Raw genomic sequence first — 18186 nt, 5'->3', positions numbered from 1 at the left:
ACGTCGCTGCGGGGCCCGGGACCTCGGCATACGGCCCGTGGTCCTTCTGTCACTCCCATGACGAGAGTGCCAACGCCATTATTGGCACTCTCGGTGTGAGAGTGCAAACGCCTGTCGGGTGCGTCGACGCTGCGTCCTGCGCGTCGTCCGGTGGGCGGGACGGTGCAGGTCAGCGCAGCGGTCAGGATGCCGGGGGGCCGGCGAGCGCGGCGGCGAGCCGGGCGGCGTGGTCGGCCGAGTCCGCGGCGTCCGAGTAAGTCGTCCGGGGCCAGAAGAAGCCGCGCAGCCCGTCGCCCTTCGTTCGGGGGACGACGTGGACGTGCAGGTGCGGCACCGACTGGCTCACGACGTTGTTCATGGCGACGAACGTGCCCTGCGCGCCGAGCCCGTCGACCGCGGCCCGGGCGAGGCGGGCGGTGGCCTCGAGGACGGTGGCGTGCAGCGAGACGGGCAGCTCGAGCAGGGTGTCGACGTGGGTCTTCGGCACGAGCAGGACGTGGCCCTTGAAGACCGGACGCCGGTCGAGGAAGCCGAGCAGCTCGGGCTCGTCGAGCACGACGTCGGCGGGCAGCCCGCCGGCGACGATGCCGCAGAAGACACAGCTCATGCCCGCCACCCTGCCACGCCCGGCCCTGCACTTATCCCGCCACGGCCCGGTTTCGGACACCGTTTCGCGCCCCGGCCCTGCACTTGTCGGGCCGCGGCGGGAAAAGGAGCAGGCCCGGGCACGATCCGGCCGCGAGACCCCAGCCGCGGCGGGAAAAGGTGCAGGCCCTCAGCGGCGCTGCTGGGTGTACCCGCGCCGGACGGCATCCGCGAGCCACGACACCGGGTACGGCAGGCGGTCGTCGGGTTCGCGCACGGCCTGCTCGACCGGCATCCCGGCCTGGAACCGCTCGCGCACGACCTCAGCCACGGCGGCGATGTCGCGGCGCTGCGCCTCGACGAACGCGCTGTCGACCGGCCGCCCGTGGCCGGGGACGACGACCGTTCCCGGCCCGACCCGCTCGAGGTGCGCGGCCAACGTGTCGGCCCACTCGAGCGGCCAGCAGTCGCCGCCGAACGAGGGGTGGGCGCTCTCCTCGACGAGGTCGCCGAGGAAGACCGCGCCGGTGTCGGGCACGACGACGGCGATGTCACCGTCGGTGTGACCGCGACCGCCGTAGGCCAGCGTGACGACCCGGTCGCCGAGGTCGATGGTGGCGCTGCCGCCGAAGGTCGCGTCGGGCCCGCGCACCGTCGTCGCGAGGACGTCGGCGGCGTCCTGCGCGGTGTAGCCGTACTCCGGCGCGTCACCCGGGTCGGCCCGGAACTCGGCCTTGATGCGCACGGCGTCGCGTTCGAACGTGCGCCCCACGTTGTCGTGCGCGTGCACCGTCGCCGACTCGAAGGCCGCGTTGCCGAAGGTGTGGTCGAAGTGCACGTGGGTGTTGACGACGTGGGTGACGACGATGCCCCGCCCGAGCCGCTCGAGGTCGGCGAGCACCTCGCGGCCCTGGGTGTCGGCGGCCCGCGTGTCGACGACGACGGCGCCGTCACGGCCCAGCACGAGCCCGACGTTGACGTCCCACTGCGGGTACCGGGCCACGAGCACCCGGTCGGCCACCTCGACGAAGCCCGACCGCGCCATCAGGGCCCTGACGGCCCGTCGACAGCCACCGCGGCCAGCACGACCGGGTCCTCGCACGCCCGGGTGAACGCGGCGATGCGGGCGCGGATCTCCCGGCCGAGCAGCCACTGCCCGATCGGGTGCGCCACCGGCGCCAGCCACCCGGGCCGCACGGAGTACGTGTACTTCCACGACGCGCGGGTGCCCGCCACCCCGTCGACGGTCTCGGGTGTGAAGCGCCAGCCACCGCCGAACGAGGCGAAGAACCACGGACCCGTCACCATCGTCATCCCGACGCTCGTCGGCGGCCGGTAGCTGACGTAGACGCTCTCCATGCGCGGCCCGACACGCGCCCACGTCAGCGTGTGCACGCCCTTGCCGGGGCGGTGGGCGTCGACGAGCTGCTGCCGCCGGATGAACGGGTCCCAGCGCAGCCGCACCTCCCCGGTCGTCTGCGACACCGCGAAGGCGGTCTCGGGCGGCACGGGGGCCCACGCGTCGGCGGTCACCTGGGGCACGTCGCACCCCCGTCGTGCCGGTCGGTCGGTCGCGTCACCGGGCGCCCGCAAGGTCGAAGCGCACGTGGCCGTCGTCGGTGACGAAACCGGCGGAGCGGGCCACCGCCGCGGCTGCGGGGTCGGGGGCCGCGAGGTGGATGCCGGTCACCTCGGTCGTGCGCGCCCACTCCACGGCCCCCTCGAGCAGGGCGCGGCCGGTGCCCCGGCGCCGGTGGGCGGTCGCCACGAAGAAGGCCTCGACGTGCAGCCGGCTCGTGTCGGTGCGGTGCGGCCACGGCAGGCTCCGCAGCCGACGGGCGAGCAGGATGCCGGCGTGCTGGCCGTCGCTCTCGGCGATCCACGTCGGGCGGTCGGGTCGGTCGCGCAGCCAGGCGTCGGCGAACCGGTCGAGGTAGCCCGGCTCCGGTGTCGCGCCGAGGTCACGGGCCAGCTGGAGGTGCAGCGCGGCGACGACGAAGGCGTCGGCGGTCCCGGCTCGGCGGATGCTCGCCTCGGTCATGCGTGCAGTAGACCACGCACGGTGCGGCCCGCGCCGGACGTGGCACCGCGGTTCAGCGGCGGTTCAGCGGTTGAGCGGCGGTTCAACGGTTCGGCGTCGAGGCCGGGCGCCGGACGGACCGCGTCAGACGTTGATGCCGAGGCGGCGGCTCGTGCGCGCCCGCTGGCGGCTGGCCCGCATGCGGCGCAGCCGCTTGATGAGCATCGGGTCGGCGGCGAGCGCGTCGGGGTTGTCGAGCAGCGCGTTGAGCACCTGGTAGTACCGGGTCGAGCTCATGTCGAAGAGCTCCTTGATCGCCTGCTCCTTCGAGCCGGCGTACTTCCACCACTGTCGCTCGAAGGCGATGATCTCGCGGTCGCGGTCGCTGAGGGAGGTACCGGCGCCCGTCTGGTCGTGCGTCACGGCCTGCTCTGTACTCATCGGCGCCTCGTCCGTCCCGTCCTCGCCCTGCTGCTTGCGAGCCCACGATAGACGGTAATGACACGGGTGTCATTCGCCGCCCCGACCGGCACGAGCTCGCTCGCCCGGCCGGCCGACCGGCATCCGACCCCGTCCGTCACAGGGGTCACAGCGGCCCCAGCCGACCCGCGCAGGGCCTCAGGACAACGGGGCCATCGTGTCGAGGATCGCGGAGACGTGCTCCTTCGTCGTCATCGGGTTGACGACCGCGAAGCGCGTCAGCACCTCTCCGCGGAAGGTCGTCGGCACGACGAAGGCGAAGTCGTCCTCGAGCATGCGGTCGGTCCACGCCTGGTAGTCGGCGGGCGACCACCCGTGGCGGCGGAAGACGACGACGGACAGGTCGGGGTCGCGCACGAGCTCGAGGTAGGGGCGGCGCTCGATCTCGGCCGCGGCGTGCCGGGTCACCGCGAGGGTGCTCTCGATGGCCTCGACGTAGGCGTCGGTGCCGTGCACCGCGAGCGAGAACCACAGCGGCAGACCGCGCACACGACGGGTGAGGCCGATCGAGTAGTCGGTCGGGTTCCACTCGGGCGAGGCGGTGAGCACGTCGAGGTACCCGGCGTGCTGGGTGTGCGCGGCCCGGGCGAGCTCGGGCTCGCGGTAGAGCAGGGCGCAGCAGTCGAAGGGCGCGAAGAGCCACTTGTGGGGGTCGACGATGAAGGAGTCGGCGTGCTCGATGCCGTCGAAGAGCGGCCGCACCGACGGGGCCGCCAGCCCCGCGCCGCCGTAGGCGCCGTCGACGTGGAACCAGATGCCGAACTCGCGACAGACCTCGGCGACACCCGCGAGGTCGTCGACGACGCCGAAGTTCGTCGTACCGCTCGTGGCGACGACGGCGAAGAAGGTCTCGGGGCCGTGCTCCTCGACGACACGTCGCAGGGCGGGGCCGGTCATCCGCAGCAGGTCGTCGACGGGGACTCCGACGACCTCGGCGTCCATGACCGCCGCCATCGACACGACGGAGGAGTGGGCGTTGTCGGTCGCGGCGATCCGGTACGGGCGGTCGCCGCTGCCCGAGGCGAGCGCCCGCGCACGCGCCGTGTGGCGGGCGGCGACGAGAGCCGAGAGGTTGCCGACCGTGCCGCCGGGCACGAACACGCCGCCCGCGCTCTGCGGCATCCCCGCGAGGTCTGCGACCCAGCGCAGCGTCTGGTTCTCGGCGTAGACGGCGCCGGCGCCCTCGAGCCACGAGCCGCCGTAGATCGACGAGGCGCCGACGACGACGTCGAAGGCGGCGGCCTCACGCGTCGGGGCGCAGGGGATGAAGGAGAGGTAGCCGGGGTGGTCGGTCGACAAGCACGCCTGGGCGAGGGTGTCGACGAAGAGCTCCATCGTGCGGTCGTGACCGAGGCCCTCGGCGGTGATGGTCTGGCCGACCATCTCGACGAGCTCGCTCTCGGAGCGCGACCGGTCGAGGGGTACGGGGTCCATGAGCAACCGCTCGCGGGCGTAGTCGAGGACGGCGTCGACCGCGGCGGCGTCGGCATCCTTGTCGAAGCTGTGCACGGGCAGATGGTAGGGCCTGACACCCGTGCCGGCGGTGCGCGGGGTGGTCGTCGCCGGCCGGCCGTCGTAGGGTGCGCCCACCCTCACGAGAGGCGACCCGATGACCGACTGTGTCCCCCGCACCCGACCCTCCGGGGCCGTGCCCCGGCTCGACAGCGTCGTGCTCGACTGCCCCGACCCCCGGGCGCTGGCCACGTTCTACGCCGCCCTGCTCGAGTGGCCCCTGCCGCGGGCCTCGCCCGAGGCGGAACAGGAGGGCGGGGCCGTCACCCTCGACCCCCCGGGGGGCGGGGTGGCCCTCGGCTTCCACCGCGCCGCCGGCTTCGTCGCGCCGACGTGGCCGGACGGGCCGGTGCCGCAGCAGCTGCACCTCGACCTCTACGTCGACGACCTGCCGGCGGCGCACGAGCGGGCCGTCGCTCTGGGCGCCCGGCCGCTGGGCGACCCCGACGCGGATGCCGCGGACGCCACCTTCGTGGTCTACGCCGATCCCGTCGGCCACCCGTTCTGCCTCTGCTCGTGGTGACGGGCGCCCGGTCGTCGCTCAGCCGGCCGGCGCGGGTGGGTCTCAGCCGGCGGGCAGCAGGACGTCGCGCAGCTGCGCGGTGGTCGTGACGACCTCGGTCGGCCGGATGCCGTCGAGCGCGTCGCGCACGCCGGCCCCCCAGGTGACCGCCACCGTGCTCATGCCGGCCGCCTTGCCGGCGAGCACGTCGACGACGGCGTCACCGACGTAGACGGCGTCGGCCGGGTCGCTGTGGCGCAGCCGCTCGAGGGCCAGCAGCAGCGGGGTCGGGTCGGGCTTGTGCCGCTCGGTGTCCTCCATGGCCACGAGGACCTCGACGTGCTCGTCCAGACCGAGGATGGCCATGGCCTGGCGCGCCGACTCCGTGCGCTTGGACGTGGCGACGGCCACCCGCACCCCGGCCGCGCGCAGGTCGGCGAGCACCTCACGGGCGCCGTCGAACCCGGCGATGAGCCGCTCGGTGTTGTCGGTGTTCCAGCGCAGGTACGTCGCGTAGAGCGCGTCGGCGTGCTCGGGCGAGTGGTCGGCGAAGGCCTGGATGAGCGGTCGCCCGATCCACGAGCGGATGACCGCCTCGTCCTCCTCGCGCCCCACGACCGTGCGGAAGGCGTGCTGGTAGCTGGCCACGATGAGCCCGATCGTGTCGGCGAGCGTGCCGTCGAGGTCGAAGACGGCGACGGGCCAGCGGGGTCGGCGCCCCTCGGCTCCGGCCACGCCCTCGGCGTCGCGCACGGATGGGGTCGGGGCGCTCTCGGTCACGGCGCTCAGCCTAGCCAGCGCCCCCGCCGCATCACGCGGGTCACCCGGTGGTCGTCGTCGAGCACGAGCAGGTCGGCGCGGCTGCCCTGGGCGAGCGTACCGCGGTCGGGCAGCCCGAGCAGGGCCGCGGGGGTGCGCGACCCGCAGGCCACGGCATCCGGCAGCGTCAGGCCGTGGGACACGGCGCGGGCCACGAGCTCGGCCACGTGGCCGGTACCGCCGGCGATGGCCCCGGGCGCGCCATCGGGCCCGGCGGCCAGGCGCGCGACCCCGCCGTCGACGACGACGTCGAGCCCGCCGAGCACGTACCGCCCGTCGCCGACCCCGGCTGCGGCCATGGCGTCGGAGACGAAGGCCACGCGGCCCACCCCGACGAGCTGCACGACGGCCGCGACCGTCTCGTCGGCGAGATGGGTGCCGTCGGCGACGAGCTCGACGACGAGCTCACCCCGGGCGGCGGCCGCGAGCGCCGCCGGCACCGTGCCGGGCTCGCGGTGGTGCCAGGGGTCCATGCCGTTGAAGAGGTGGGTGGCGAGTTCGGCCCCGGCGGCGACGGCCTCCGACGCCTGCGCGTACGTCGCGGTCGTGTGGCCGATCGCCGCGTGCACCCCGCCCTCGACGAGCCAGCGCACGAGCTCGAGGCCGTGGCGTCGCTCGGGGGCGACGGTGACCTGGCGGACGTGTCCCCGCCCGGCCTCGAGCAGGCGGGCCACCTCGGACCGGTCCGCGTCGCGCAGCAGGGCCGGGTCGTGGGCACCGCAGCGGGCCTCGGCGAGCCACGGGCCCTCGAGGTGGATGCCGTCGACGAGACCGTCGTCGGCGAGGTCGGCGAGCACCTCGACGCCCCGCAGCAGGTCGTCGGGGGCGAGCGTGACGAGGCTGGCGAGCAGGCTCGTGCTGCCCCGACCGTGCTGGTGGCGGGCAGCGGCGGCCGCAGCCCCGGCGTCGAGGTCGGTGAAGGCGGTGCCCCCGCCGCCGTGGCAGTGCAGGTCGACGCACCCGGGGACGATCGTGCCGCGCACACGCTCGGCTGCGGCCGTCACGGCATCCTCGTCGGGTGACCCGTCCGCGCCGCGCGCGGTCTCGAGTCGGCGGACCTCGACGACCCGCTCCCCCTCGAGGACGACGAGGGCGTCGGGGACGACGACGTCACCGACGACGGCGCTCCCGCGCAGGTAGCGCAGCTCGCGGCCACGGTCGTCGCGCCGGTGGCCACGGGGCGGGTCGGCGGCGGGGTGGGCCGACGGCGCGGACGACGACTGGGACGACGGCTCGGACGGGGTGGCGGCGGGTGGCTGGACCATCGCGGGCAGTCTCCCACCGGGAGGCGACGACGGCCCCTCGACGGGCGGCGGTAGCGTGGGCCGGTGCCCGCCCGCCCCCTCGCCGACCTCGTGCACCCGAGCTGGCTCCCCGCCCTCGAGCCGGTCGCCGACACCGTCGCGGCGATGGGCGAGTTCCTTCGCGCCGAGGTCGCGGCCGGACGGGGCTACCTGCCGGCCGGCGAGCACGTGCTGCGCGCCTTCGGGCGGCCCTTCGAGGACGTGCAGGTGCTCGTCGTCGGGCAGGACCCCTACCCCACCCCCGGGCACCCCGTCGGGCTGAGCTTCAGCGTCGCCCCCGACGTACGGCCCGTCCCGCGGTCGCTGCAGAACATCTACCGCGAGCTCGGGACCGACCTCGGCCTGCCGACCCCCGGGAACGGCGACCTCACCCCGTGGTCGGACGCCGGGGTGATGCTCCTCAACCGCGTGCTCACCGTGCAGCCCGGCCGGTCCGCCAGCCACCAGGGCAAGGGCTGGGAGACGGTGACCGACCACGCCATCTCGGCGCTTGCCGCGCGGGGCGGTCCGCTCGTGGCGATCCTCTGGGGCAAGCAGGCGCAGACGCTCGGGCGTCTGCTCGGCGACGTCCCGCGGGTCGAGAGCGCGCATCCCTCGCCGCTGTCGGCGAGCAACGGCTTCTTCGGGTCGCGGCCCTTCAGCCGTGCCAACGACCTGCTCGTCGCCCAGGGTGGGCAGCCCATCGACTGGAGGCTCACGTGACGCCGACCGACCCGACCCTCCCCAGGCACGACGCGGCCGGCGCCCCCGGCGAGCAGCGTCATGAGACGGCGGGGACGCCTGCGGCACAGCCGGTCTCGGGTGGCGTGGCGCCTTCGTCGCCACGGGTGTGGACGCGGTACGTGGCCGTCGGCGACTCGTTCACCGAGGGCATGTGCGACGACGACCCCGCCCTCGTGCACGACGGGGAGTTCGCCGGCTGGGCCGACCGCCTCGCCGCCCACCTGTCGCAGATCACCCAGGGGGCCGGAGCCGGGTTCGGCTACGCCAACCTCGCCGTGCGCGGCCGCAAGCTGGCCGACGTCGTCGGACCGCAGCTCGACGACGCCCTCGCCCTGAGCCCCGACCTCGTGAGCATCGTCGGCGGCGGCAACGACATCCTGCGGCCCAAGGCCGACCTCGACGCCCTCGCCGCCGAGCTCGAGCGTGCAGTCGCCCGGGTGCGCGCCACCGGCGCCGACGTACTCATGGCGACGCCGGTCGACCCGGCCGACGCGCCGCTCGTCAAGGCCACCCGGGGTCGCGCCGCGGTCCACTCGGCGAACGTGTGGAGCATCGCCCAGCGCCACGGCGCCCACGTCGTCGACCAGTGGGGCATGCGCGCGCTGCGTGACTGGCGCATGTGGTCGGAGGACCGCATCCACATGACGAGCGAGGGGCACCGCCGCGTGTCGCTCGCCGCCCTGGCCGCGCTCGGGCACCCCGCTGCCGACGACTGGCAGACGCCGCTCGACCCCGCCCCGCCCATCGGCCGCCGCGAGGCGCTGCAGGCCAACGCCCAGTGGGCGCGTGAGTACGTCGGCCCGTGGGTGCACCGCCGCCTCACCGGGCGCTCGTCGGGCGACGACCGCCGCGCCAAGCGGCCCGACGTCACACCGGTCGACCCCACCTGAGCCACCGGGCTCGCGACACCGTCGGCCCAAGAGGGGCGTGGCCCGACCGGCGTCGGGCACGATGGGGCGATGGTCACCTTCGGCGTCATCTTCCCGCCCGACCAGCCCCCGGAGTCGCTGCTCGCCGTGGCGCGCGCGACCGAGGCGGCCGGCATCCCCCAGCTGTGGCTGTGGGAGGACTGCTTCAAGGAGAGCGGGCTCGCCCCCGCCGCCGCGGCCCTCGCGGCGACGCAGCGGCTGACCGTCGGCATCGGTCTGCTGCCGGTGCCGCTGCGCAACGCCGCCATCACGGCGATGGAGCTCGCCACGGTCGAGCGCATGTTCCCGGGCCGGCTCCGACCCGGTCTCGGCCACGGCGTGCTCGACTGGATGGGTCAGGTCGGGGCGCGGGTGGCCTCGCCCCTGACACTGCTGCGCGAGTACACCGACGCGGTGCGACGGCTGCTGCACGGCGAGCGCCTCGACGTCGACGGCCGCTACGTGCACCTGCACGACGTCGCCCTTGACTGGCCTCCGGAGGAGGCCCCCCCGGTGCTCGTGGGCGCGCAGCGGCCCAAGACCCTGGCCGTGGCCGGCGAGCTGGGCGACGGGGTCATCCTCACCGGGGAGGAGACGCCGGACGTGACCGCCAGGCTGCTCGACCGCGTGCGCGAGGCCCGCGGTCACCTCGACGGCTTCGACGTCGTCAACTTCGCCACCGTGCAAGCGCACTCGAGTGTCGACGAGGTCGTCGAGACCGTGCGCGCCTACGCCGCCGTCGGTGTCACGACCGTGCCGGTGGTCGTCGTCGCCGGACCGGACGGACCTCCGGCCGGCGAGGCCTTCGACCTCGCCGGCTGGGTGGCCGACGTCGGCACGGAGGTGCAGCGTCGGCTGACGTCCTGAGGCCCGGGCCCTGCCGGCTCGGGCCGGCACGGCCGGGGGCCCCGGTGGCGCGCCGGCGCCGGCTCGGGACGACTCAGACCGACGCGGCGAACGCCTGCTCGAAGATGTCGAGACCCTCGCTCAGCAGGTCGTCGCCCGCGGCCAGCGGCGGCAGGAAGCGGAAGACGTTGCCGTACGTGCCGCACGTGAGGGTGACGAGACCCTCGGCGTGGCAGGCCTTGTTGACGGCGGCCGTGAGGGCCGAGTTCGGGGTGAGGTCGCCGGGGCCGTTGACGAGCTCGACGGCGAGCATCGCTCCGCGACCGCGGATGTCGCCGATCTGGGGGAAGCGCTCGGCGAGGGCGCGCAGGCGCGGCATGAAGAGGGCCTCCACCTCACGGGCGCGACCGCAGAGGTCCTCCTCCCGCATCGTCTCGATGGCTCCGAGGGCCGAGGCGCAGGCGACCGGGTTGCCGCCGTAGGTGCCACCGAGGCCGCCGCCGTGCACGGCGTCCATGACCTCCGCGCGCCCCGTCACCCCGGCGAGGGGCAGGCCGCCGGCCATCCCCTTGGCCGTCGTGATGATGTCGGGCACGACGCCCTCGTGCTCGCTGGCGAACCAGTCACCGGTGCGGCAGAACCCGGTCTGCACCTCGTCGGCGATGAAGAGGATGCCGTTCTCGCTGCACCACTCGGCCACCTGCGCGACGAAGCCCGGCGCCGGCACGATGAACCCGCCCTCGCCCTGGATCGGCTCGAGGATGACGGCGGCGACGTTGTCCTCGCCGACCTGGGCGTGCACCTGGGACACGAAGGCGTCGAAGCTCTCCTTGGCGCAGTCGGCGGGGCCGCCCGGCCAGCGGAAGGGGTAGCTCATCGGGGCGCGGTAGACCTCGTTGGCGAAGGGCCCGAACTTGTGCTTGTACGGCATGTTCTTGGCCGTGAGCGCCATCGTGAGGTTGGTGCGTCCGTGGTACGCGTGGTCGAAGGCGACGACCGCCTGGCGGCCCGTGTGGTGGCGGGCGACCTTGACGGCGTTCTCGACCGCCTCGGCGCCGGAGTTGAACAGGGCGGTGCGCTTCTCGTGATTGCCCGGCGTCAGCTCGTTGAGCGCCTCGGCGACCTCGAGGTACTCCTCGTAGGGCGTCACCATGAAGCACGTGTGGGTGAAGTCGGCGACCTGGGCGGTGACGCGGTCGACGACCCGCGGCGCGGCGTTGCCGACCGTGGTGACGGCGATGCCCGACCCGAAGTCGATGAGCTGGTTGCCGTCGACGTCGACGAGGATGCCGCCGCCCGCGCGCTCGACGTACACCGGCAGACCCGTGCTGACCCCGGCGGAGACGGCGGCGGTCTTGCGCGCCTGGAGCGCCGTCGACCGCGGGCCGGGGATGGCCGTGGTGAGGACGCGCTTCTGCTCGACGTGCTGGGGCTGGACGGGGGTCACGGTGCTCATGGGCTCAGTATGCCGCTCCCGTCGGACGCCGGCCCACGCCCGCCGGACGGGCCGTCAGGAGGCCGCGCGCTGCCGCATCCCGACCCCGCGCGAGGGGTCCGCGCCGCTCATCTCGGCCCACACGGCATCCAGCGACAGGCCGAGCACCGCGGCGACGGCGGCGACGGTCGGGAAGGCAGGGGTGGCGACCCGCCCGGTCTCGATCTTGCGCAGCGTCTCGGGCGAGACCCCGGCGTCGAGGGCGGTGTGCAGCAGGGAGCGCTCGCCGCGGGCCCGGCGCAGCAGGGCGCCGAGGCGGCGGCCGCGCTCGACCTCCTCGGGCGTGTGCGGCAGGCGGACCATGAGCCGATGATAGTACCGGGATAGCATGGCCGGGATAGTTATCCGGCCGACGACCCGTCGACCGACCACCAGAAACCCCGGGGGACCCACGATGATCGAGGTGCTGCGACCCAGCGACCTGCCCCGCGCCCGCGCCACGGGCCGGCTCGTCGCCGACATCCTGCAGACGCTCAAGGCCCGCAGCGCCGTCGGCACCAACCTGCTCGAGCTCGACCGCCTCACGGCCCGGCTCATCGACGAGGCCGGCGCCCAGTCGTGCTACGTCGACTACGCCCCGTCGTTCGGTCGCGGGCCCTTCGCCCACCACGTGTGCACGTCGGTCAACGACGCCGTGCTGCACGGCCGCCCCCACGACTACGCGCTGGCGGCCGGCGACCTCGTCTCGCTCGACCTCGCGGTCTCCCTCGACGGCATCGTCGCCGACTCGGCCATCAGCTTCGTCGTCGAGGGTGACGGCGGTGGCGCCGGCGCCGGCGCGACCGACCTCGACCTCATCGCGACGACCGAGCGCGCCCTCGCCGCCGCCGTCGACGTGGTGCGCCCCGGCGCCCGGGTCGGCGACCTGTCGCACGCCATCGGCCAGGTCGTCAAGGGCGCGGGCTACCGCGTCAACACCCAGTTCGGCGGCCACGGGGTCGGCACGACCATGCACCAGGACCCGCACATCGCCAACGACGGCAGGCCCGGTCGCGGCTACACGCTGCGCCCGGGCCTGCTGCTCGCCATCGAGCCGTGGGTCATGGCCGACACCGACGAGCTCGTCACCGACGCCGACGGGTGGACCCTGCGCAGTGCGACCGGATGCCGGACGGCGCACAGCGAGCACACGGTGGCCGTCACCGAGTCGGGCGTCGAGGTGCTCACCCTCCCGTCGGGGGCCGCCCCGGCATGAGCGGGCGCTCGGCCCGCGCCCGGATCTCCTGCACCGACCACGAGTTGCCGTCGGGGTCGGAGAACCCGAAGAACGTGCTGCCGTCGCGTTCGTCGAACGAGGTGACCTCGGAGCACTCGACACCGCGGGCGGTCAGCTCGTCGTGCGCCGTGCGAGCGTCGGACACGACGAGCTGGATGCCGTGCAGCGAGCCGGGCGCCATCGCCCGCTGGGCGGGCAGGTCGCCCACGACGATCGAGCAGCCCGACCCCGGCGGTGTCAGCTGGGCGATGTGCATGTGCTCGTTGCGCACCTCGTGGTCGAGGTGGAACCCGACCCGGTCGCGGTAGAACCCGACCGCACGGTCGAGGTCAGACACGGGCACGACGACGACCTCGAGGGTCCAGTCCACGGCTCAGGCCCCCGTCGTCCGGTCGGCCGACGGCGCGGCGGCGGCAGGGACGAGCAGCCCGTCGAGCCGCTCGTAGCCCTGCGCCATCCCCGTCTCCATGCCGCTCTGGACCATGGCGTCACGGCCCTCGACGGTGGTGCCGATGCTGCGGCCCTCGAGGCGGCAGCGGCCGTCACCGAGGTCGACGAAGCGCAGGAGCTCGAGAGCGACCTCGTCGGGCATGCCGTCGTACTCGAAGGTCTGCACGACGAGGTCCTCGCGGACGGTGTGGAACGCGCCCCGGAACCCGTACTCACCGCCCTCGGGGTCGTCGGGGTCACGGTGGACGTACCGGTAGCCGCCGCCGGTCGTGAAGTCCCAGCGCTCGACCACCATCTCGTAGCCGTGCGGCCCGAGCCACCGGGACACGAGGTCGGGGTCGCGGTGCGCGTTCCACACCGCTGCGGCCGGCGCGTCGAACTCGCGTCGGAAGTCGATCCACGGCACGCCTGCGGGAACGTCGAGGGTGAGCGCGTTGGTCATGACTGCTCCTTCCGGGGGCGTCCGGCCGGGCGGCCGGACGTGGGGTGGTGCTCGTGCTGCTGTGTGCTGCTCCGTCGCCGACCGTCGTCGGCACTCAGGAGGTCGTCGAGGACGCGGTAGCGCCGCTCGAGGGCGAGGCGGTAGCCGTCGATCCAGGCCGTCATCGCCTCGAGGCGGGCCGCCTCGAGGTGCACCGGGCGGCGTTGCGCGTCGCGGGTTCGGCTGACGAGGCCTGCGGCCTCGAGCACCTGGATGTGGCGGCTGACCGCCTGCTTGCTGATGGGGAACGGCTCGGCGAGCTCGTTGACGGTGGCGGGGCCGCGGCTGAGACGGGCCACGAGGGCGCGGCGGACGGGGTCGGCCAGGGCGGCGAAGGCGCGGTCGAGCGCCTCCTCGGCCCTGTCTGCATCCGTCATTGTCAACGCTCCCATTGATCAACCGCTTGGTTGATCACATACCCGCCCGCCCCTCGCCGTCAAGCCCCGGAGCGACGCTTTGGGAGAAGATGCTCGGACGTCCTACTATTTCCGCATGCCAGCGACGAGGCTGATGCCCACCGACGACGCCGACGACCTCATCGAGCTCACCCGCGAGATCTGCCGCAAGGACCTCGCCCCGGAGGTCGACCACGCCGAGCGCTCGCACGCCTTCCCGGAGAAGGCCTTCACGACCCTCGGGCGGGCCGGACTGCTCTCGCTGCCCTACCCGGAGGAGTTCGGCGGGGCGGAGCAGCCCTACGAGGTCTACCTCCAGGTCGTCGAGGAGATCGCGACGGCATGGATGAGCGTGGCCGTCGGGGTCAGCGTCCACGGGCTCACGGCCTACCCCGTCGCCACCTTCGGCACCCGGGCTCAGCAGGAGGCCCTGCTGCCCGGCATGCTCTCGGGCGAGACCCTCGGCGCGTACTGCCTCTCGGAGGCACTGGCCGGCAGCGACATCGGCTCGATGACCACCCGGGCCACCCCGACCGACGACGGCTGGTCGCTCAAGGGCACCAAGTCGTGGATCTCCCACGCCGGCCACGCCGACTGGTACACGACCTTCGCGCGCACCGCCGACACCGGCGGCAGGGGACTGTCGACCTTCGTCGTCCCGGCCGACGCGGCGGGCATCAGCTTCGGCGCCCCCGAGCGCAAGATGGGCCTGCACTGCGACCCGGTGGCCCAGGTGACCTTCGAGAACACGCCCGTCGCCGCCGACCACCTCGTGGGCGAACCGGGACAGGGCATGCGCATGGCCCTGTCGGCACTCGACGCCGGTCGGCTCGGGATCGCCGCCGCCGCAACGGGACTCGCCCAGTGTGCCCTCGACGCCGCCGCCGACTACGCGAAGCAGCGGCAGCAGTTCGGCCGGGCCATCGCGACCTTCCAGGGCCTCGCGTTCATGCTCGCCGACATGGAGGCCGCGGTGACGACGGCTCGTGCGACCTACCTGCACGCCGCCCGACTCAAGGACGCCGGACGCCCCTTCGCCAAGGAGGCCGCCGTCGCCAAGCTCGTCGCCACCGACACGGCGATGAAGGTGACGACCGACGCCGTGCAGGTGCTCGGCGGCGCGGGCTACACGGAGGACTTCCCCCTCGAGCGCTACATGCGCGAGGCCAAGGTCACCCAGATCTTCGAGGGCACCAACCAGATCCAGCGTCTCGTCATCAGCCGGCACCTGCTCGGGTCCTGACCCTCGCACCCGGCCCCGACGGGCCGCGTCACCCGCTCCTCCCGCCCCCGACCGCCTCGCTCCGTCGAAAGGCCCTGCCATGCAGCTGAACTCGTCCACCGTCGCCCTCGTCACGGGTGGCGGCTCCGGCCTCGGCGCGGCCACCGCGCGTCGCCTCGTCGCCGACGGCGCGAGCGTCGTCGTCGTCGACCTCGACGGGTCGGCCGGGCCCGAGGTCGCGGCCGAGCTCGACGGGCAACGTTCCGGCAGTGCCGTCTTCGTCGCCGCCGACGTCCGCGACGAGGGCCAGGTGCAGGCCGCGGTCGACCGCGCGACGTCGATGGGCGAGCTGCGCCTGGCCGTCAGCTGCGCCGGGGTGGCCACGCCCGGTCGGGTCATCGGCCGCAACGGACCCCTCCCCCTCGACACCTTCCGCACGGTCGTCGAGATCAACCTCGTCGGCTCCTTCAACGTGCTGCGGCTGACCGCCGCCGCGATGCTCGCCAACGAGCCGGTCGACGGTGACCGCGGCGTCATCGTCAACACGGCGAGCATCGCCGCCTACGACGGGCAGATCGGCCAGGCGGCCTACGCCGCGAGCAAGGGCGGCGTCGTCGGGCTCACCCTGTCGGCCGCGCGTGACCTCGCCGACAAGGCCATCCGCGTCATGACCATCGCCCCCGGCACCTTCGAGACGCCGATGCTCTCGGGCCTGCCCGGCGAGGTGAAGCAGGTGCTGGAGGCGCAGGTGCCGCACCCCTCGCGGCTGGGCCGCCCCGACGAGTACGCCAACCTCGTGCGCCACATCGTCGACAACCCGATGCTCAACGGGGAGGTCATCCGCCTCGACGGCGCCCTCCGCATGCCCCCGCGCTGACCCGGCTGCCCACTCGACGGGTGCTGAGCGCCCACTCGACGGGTGGGGTGACAGGGTGGATGCCGTGGACGTGACGTCGCCGGGAGCCGACCTCGTCGTCGCGCCGGGTCCGGGCCTGCGCGACGGCCTCGTCGTGCCCGCCGCCGACCTGCTCGAGCGGTTCAGCCGCTCGTCGGGACCGGGCGGGCAGGGCGTCAACACGACCGACAGCCGCGTCGAGCTCGTGCTCGACCTCACGACGACGTCCGCCCTGACGGACACCCAGCGCGAGCGCGCCCTGCGGTCCCTCGGCGGGAGGTACCCGGACGGCCGGGTCACCGTCGTCGCGTCCGAGCACCGGGCCCAGCTGCGCAACCGCGCGGCCGCGCGGCAACGGCTGGCCGGCATCCTCAGGGAGGCGCTGGCTCCCCCGCCACCCGCGCGCCGGGCGACGAAGCCGACACGGGGCTCGCAGCGGCGACGTCTGGCCGGCAAGCAGCAGCGGTCCGAGGTCAAGGCCACGCGTCGGCGACCCGGTCGCGACGACTGACGGCCCCGTCAGCCGTGCGGCGGCACCAGCTCCGTCGTGTCGACGACGGCCTCGACGGGCAGCGGCCCGTAGAGGTGCGGGAAGGTCTCGCCCGTCGCGGGGTTGCCGACCTCGACGACGAGCGGGTCGGCGAGCAGCGACGCGTCGACGTGCAGCAGCACGAGCGGTTCGGTGACGCCGCGGTAGAAGGCGGCACGCACGACCGGCCACTGCGCGTCGGACGACAGGTGCACGAAGCCCTCCTGCTCGACGGTGCGACCCAGCGTCGACCACGGGTAGCGACCGGTGCGCCGGGCCTCGAGCCAGTGCGAGCGCAGCGCGAGGTGGTAGATCACGAGTCGAACCCGAGGCCGAGGCGGTCGAGGGTGCGCAGCAGCAGGTTGCGCCGCCCCTCCCGGTGGTCGGCCCGGTCGAGCGAGGCCCGCGTGAGCTGGATGCCGGCCGACGCGACGGGCTCCGGCGGGAACGGCAGCGGCAGACGCCGCACCATCTGCAGGTCGGTGCGGGGGGTGGCCAACCCCGAGAGACGGTCGAGCATGACCTCGGCCGCGAACCGGGTGGCACCGACGCCGAGGCCGGTGAACCCGGCCGCGTAGGCGACGCGGCCGCCCCGGGCCAGGCCGTGGAACGCGCAGAACTGCGTCGACGTGTCGATGGCGCCCGCCCAGCGGTGGCTGAAGCGCACCCCGTCGAGCTGAGGGAACATCGTGAGGAAGTGCGCGGCCAGCCGCCGGTGGCTGTCGGGCCGGTGCTCGTAGGCCGGTCGCACCCGCCGCCCGTAGTGGTAGACCGCGTCGTAGCCCCCGAAGAGGATGCGGTCGTCCGCCGTGAGGCGCAGGTAGTGGAACTGGTTGGCGAGGTCCCCGACGCCCTCACGACCGTGCCACCCGACGGACGCGAGCTGGCTCGGCGTCAGCGGCTCCGTCATGAGGACGTAGTCGTAGACGGGCACGGTGTGCCAACGGGTTCGACGCACGAGCGACGGGAACACGTTGGTGCACAAGGCGACCCGGTCGGCCACGACCGAACCGGCCTGTGTGGTCAGGGTGACCGGGCCCGACCGCGACGAGCCGAGGCCGGTGACACGCGTGTGCTCGTGGACCTCGACCCCGAGCCCCACGGCAACCCGGGCCAGCTCGAGGGCGAGCCGGGCCGGGTGCACGAGCGCGCAGGTGTCCGCCTCGAAGCCGCCGGCGAGGGCGATGGGGCTGTCGAGGCGTGCCCGCACCCCGTCCCGGTCGAGCGGCTCGCCGCTCTCGTGGGCCCAGGCGACCTGGTGGGGCTCGACGGCGACGCTGAGCATCCCGGTGCGCTCGAGCTGGCAGTCGAGCCTCAGCTCGGTGACGTCGGCGGCCAGGGCGTCGAGGTTCTCGCGGCCCAGCCGGTCGAGCTCGTCGTACTCGTCGGGCCACCGCGAGCGCCCGTTGCTTTCGCCGTGGGTCAGCGACGCCTCGCAGAAGCCGCCGTTGCGGCCCGAGGCGGCCCAGCCGACCCGACCCGCCTCGAGCACGACGACCCGGGCTCCGGGGTTGCGCCGCTTGGCGAGCACGGCGGTCCACAGGCCGGCGTAGCCGGCGCCGACGACGGCGAGGTCGGCGGAGCGCCGCCCGGCCAGCGGCGGGTGCGACGGGCGCTCACCGGCATCCTCGAGCCAGAAGACGGCCTCACGCGAGCCCGCCAGCGCGGCTTCGACGGCCTCGGGGCGGGGCGCGAGACGCTCGTAGACGGTGGGGTGCGACCGGCGACGGCCGGTGTCACGGGTGAGCACGGGACTCCAACGAAGGTGGGCGGGGGCGGGCAGGGGTGTGCAGGGGGGCAGGTG

The 18186-nt window shown here is 74.3% G+C and carries 23 protein-coding genes; 8 read left to right on the top strand and 15 right to left on the bottom strand.

The window, feature by feature from the left end; all coding sequences use genetic code 11:
• Window positions 1-181: 181 nt before the first annotated feature.
• The 6 genes from DFJ68_RS01430 to DFJ68_RS01405 form a co-directional block, all read right to left on the bottom strand.
• Entirely contained in the window at window positions 182-607 is a 426-nt protein-coding gene (locus DFJ68_RS01430) for an HIT family protein (protein ID WP_121030422.1), read from the bottom strand.
• Window positions 608-775: 168 nt separating this feature from the next.
• Window positions 776-1630, bottom strand: a complete 855-nt coding sequence (locus DFJ68_RS01425) for an MBL fold metallo-hydrolase (protein WP_121030420.1) — start codon at window positions 1628-1630, stop codon at window positions 776-778.
• Window positions 1630-2127, bottom strand: coding sequence for an SRPBCC family protein (locus tag DFJ68_RS01420; protein ID WP_121034966.1), 498 nt, complete (start codon window positions 2125-2127; stop codon window positions 1630-1632). The genes DFJ68_RS01425 and DFJ68_RS01420 overlap by 1 nt, the downstream gene beginning before the upstream one ends.
• Before the next feature lie 34 nt (window positions 2128-2161).
• Window positions 2162-2626: a GNAT family N-acetyltransferase gene (locus tag DFJ68_RS01415; RefSeq protein WP_121030418.1), complete on the bottom strand. Its 465-nt coding sequence runs from the start codon at window positions 2624-2626 to the stop codon at window positions 2162-2164.
• A gap of 123 nt (window positions 2627-2749) precedes the next feature.
• Complete coding sequence (locus tag DFJ68_RS01410; protein ID WP_121030415.1) at window positions 2750-3046, bottom strand: DUF3263 domain-containing protein; 297 nt, start codon at window positions 3044-3046, stop codon at window positions 2750-2752.
• Between the two features lie 177 nt (window positions 3047-3223).
• Window positions 3224-4594: a pyridoxal phosphate-dependent decarboxylase family protein gene (locus DFJ68_RS01405; RefSeq protein WP_121034965.1), complete on the bottom strand. Its 1371-nt coding sequence runs from the start codon at window positions 4592-4594 to the stop codon at window positions 3224-3226.
• Between the two features lie 100 nt (window positions 4595-4694).
• On the opposite strand from DFJ68_RS01405, the gene DFJ68_RS01400 reads away from it, so the two are divergent.
• Window positions 4695-5120 carry a VOC family protein gene (locus DFJ68_RS01400; RefSeq protein ID WP_121030413.1) on the top strand — a complete coding sequence of 142 codons (426 nt, stop codon included), beginning with the start codon at window positions 4695-4697 and terminating at the stop codon, window positions 5118-5120.
• A gap of 42 nt (window positions 5121-5162) precedes the next feature.
• Here DFJ68_RS01400 and DFJ68_RS01395 read toward each other — a convergent pair whose 3' ends face one another.
• Together DFJ68_RS01395 and DFJ68_RS01390 are read right to left on the bottom strand one after the other, a co-directional pair.
• On the bottom strand, window positions 5163-5879 hold the full coding sequence (locus DFJ68_RS01395; protein ID WP_245963379.1) for an HAD family hydrolase: 717 nt from the start codon (window positions 5877-5879) through the stop codon (window positions 5163-5165).
• 5 nt (window positions 5880-5884) lie between these two features.
• Window positions 5885-7183 carry an N-acetylglucosamine-6-phosphate deacetylase gene (locus DFJ68_RS01390; RefSeq protein ID WP_121030411.1) on the bottom strand — a complete coding sequence of 433 codons (1299 nt, stop codon included), beginning with the start codon at window positions 7181-7183 and terminating at the stop codon, window positions 5885-5887.
• Between the two features lie 63 nt (window positions 7184-7246).
• On the opposite strand from DFJ68_RS01390, the gene DFJ68_RS01385 reads away from it, so the two are divergent.
• The 3 genes from DFJ68_RS01385 to DFJ68_RS01375 all read left to right on the top strand — a co-directional run bounded on the left by DFJ68_RS01385 (window position 7247) and on the right by DFJ68_RS01375 (window position 9720).
• The gene (locus DFJ68_RS01385; protein WP_121030409.1) at window positions 7247-7924 is read left to right on the top strand and encodes a uracil-DNA glycosylase; all 678 of its coding nucleotides are present in this window, start codon (window positions 7247-7249) and stop codon (window positions 7922-7924) included.
• Window positions 7925-8064: 140 nt separating this feature from the next.
• Window positions 8065-8835, top strand: a complete 771-nt coding sequence (locus DFJ68_RS01380) for an SGNH/GDSL hydrolase family protein (RefSeq protein ID WP_338067393.1) — start codon at window positions 8065-8067, stop codon at window positions 8833-8835.
• 69 nt (window positions 8836-8904) lie between these two features.
• Window positions 8905-9720, top strand: coding sequence for an LLM class flavin-dependent oxidoreductase (locus DFJ68_RS01375; protein WP_121030407.1), 816 nt, complete (start codon window positions 8905-8907; stop codon window positions 9718-9720).
• Between the two features lie 73 nt (window positions 9721-9793).
• Here the strand turns inward: DFJ68_RS01375 and gabT are convergent, their stop codons facing one another.
• On the bottom strand, window positions 9794-11155 hold the full coding sequence (gene gabT / locus DFJ68_RS01370; protein WP_121030405.1) for a 4-aminobutyrate--2-oxoglutarate transaminase: 1362 nt from the start codon (window positions 11153-11155) through the stop codon (window positions 9794-9796).
• A 54-nt stretch (window positions 11156-11209) separates the two neighbouring features.
• The gene (locus DFJ68_RS01365; protein ID WP_121030403.1) at window positions 11210-11497 is read right to left on the bottom strand and encodes a helix-turn-helix transcriptional regulator; all 288 of its coding nucleotides are present in this window, start codon (window positions 11495-11497) and stop codon (window positions 11210-11212) included.
• Window positions 11498-11588: 91 nt separating this feature from the next.
• Here DFJ68_RS01365 and map point away from each other — a divergent pair, with 91 nt between their 5' ends.
• The gene (map, locus tag DFJ68_RS01360) at window positions 11589-12389 is read left to right on the top strand and encodes a type I methionyl aminopeptidase (protein ID WP_121030401.1); all 801 of its coding nucleotides are present in this window, start codon (window positions 11589-11591) and stop codon (window positions 12387-12389) included.
• Here map and DFJ68_RS01355 read toward each other — a convergent pair.
• The 3 genes from DFJ68_RS01355 to DFJ68_RS01345 are packed head-to-tail and all read right to left on the bottom strand — an operon-like array spanning window position 12358 to window position 13718.
• Window positions 12358-12780, bottom strand: a complete 423-nt coding sequence (locus tag DFJ68_RS01355) for a VOC family protein (protein WP_121030399.1) — start codon at window positions 12778-12780, stop codon at window positions 12358-12360. The two genes, map and DFJ68_RS01355, sit on opposite strands and share 32 nt — an antisense overlap.
• A 3-nt stretch (window positions 12781-12783) precedes the next feature.
• On the bottom strand, window positions 12784-13302 hold the full coding sequence (locus tag DFJ68_RS01350) for an SRPBCC family protein (protein ID WP_121030397.1): 519 nt from the start codon (window positions 13300-13302) through the stop codon (window positions 12784-12786).
• Window positions 13299-13718 carry an ArsR/SmtB family transcription factor gene (locus DFJ68_RS01345; RefSeq protein ID WP_121030395.1) on the bottom strand — a complete coding sequence of 140 codons (420 nt, stop codon included), beginning with the start codon at window positions 13716-13718 and terminating at the stop codon, window positions 13299-13301. The genes DFJ68_RS01350 and DFJ68_RS01345 overlap by 4 nt, the downstream gene beginning before the upstream one ends.
• A 115-nt stretch (window positions 13719-13833) precedes the next feature.
• Between DFJ68_RS01345 and DFJ68_RS01340 the strand changes: the two genes are divergently transcribed.
• The 3 genes from DFJ68_RS01340 (at window position 13834) to arfB (ending at window position 16364) form a co-directional block, all read left to right on the top strand.
• A complete protein-coding gene (locus DFJ68_RS01340; RefSeq protein ID WP_121030392.1) occupies window positions 13834-14979 on the top strand; it encodes an acyl-CoA dehydrogenase family protein in 1146 nt (381 codons plus the stop codon).
• A 79-nt stretch (window positions 14980-15058) separates the two neighbouring features.
• Window positions 15059-15835 carry an SDR family NAD(P)-dependent oxidoreductase gene (locus tag DFJ68_RS01335; RefSeq protein WP_121030390.1) on the top strand — a complete coding sequence of 259 codons (777 nt, stop codon included), beginning with the start codon at window positions 15059-15061 and terminating at the stop codon, window positions 15833-15835.
• Window positions 15836-15905: 70 nt separating this feature from the next.
• A complete protein-coding gene (gene arfB / locus DFJ68_RS01330) occupies window positions 15906-16364 on the top strand; it encodes an alternative ribosome rescue aminoacyl-tRNA hydrolase ArfB (protein ID WP_121034962.1) in 459 nt (152 codons plus the stop codon).
• A gap of 8 nt (window positions 16365-16372) precedes the next feature.
• Here arfB and DFJ68_RS01325 read toward each other — a convergent pair whose 3' ends face one another.
• Both DFJ68_RS01325 and DFJ68_RS01320 read right to left on the bottom strand, forming a co-directional pair.
• On the bottom strand, window positions 16373-16699 hold the full coding sequence (locus DFJ68_RS01325; RefSeq protein WP_121030388.1) for a DUF952 domain-containing protein: 327 nt from the start codon (window positions 16697-16699) through the stop codon (window positions 16373-16375).
• A complete protein-coding gene (locus DFJ68_RS01320; RefSeq protein ID WP_121030386.1) occupies window positions 16696-18132 on the bottom strand; it encodes an NAD(P)/FAD-dependent oxidoreductase in 1437 nt (478 codons plus the stop codon). Before DFJ68_RS01320 ends, DFJ68_RS01325 begins: the two co-directional genes overlap by 4 nt.
• Window positions 18133-18186: the final 54 nt, after the last annotated feature.

Source organism: Terracoccus luteus, from assembly GCF_003635045.1.
Classification (GTDB): Bacteria; Actinomycetota; Actinomycetes; order Actinomycetales; family Dermatophilaceae; genus Terracoccus; species Terracoccus luteus.
This window is presented reverse-complemented; position numbering and strand designations above follow the sequence as displayed.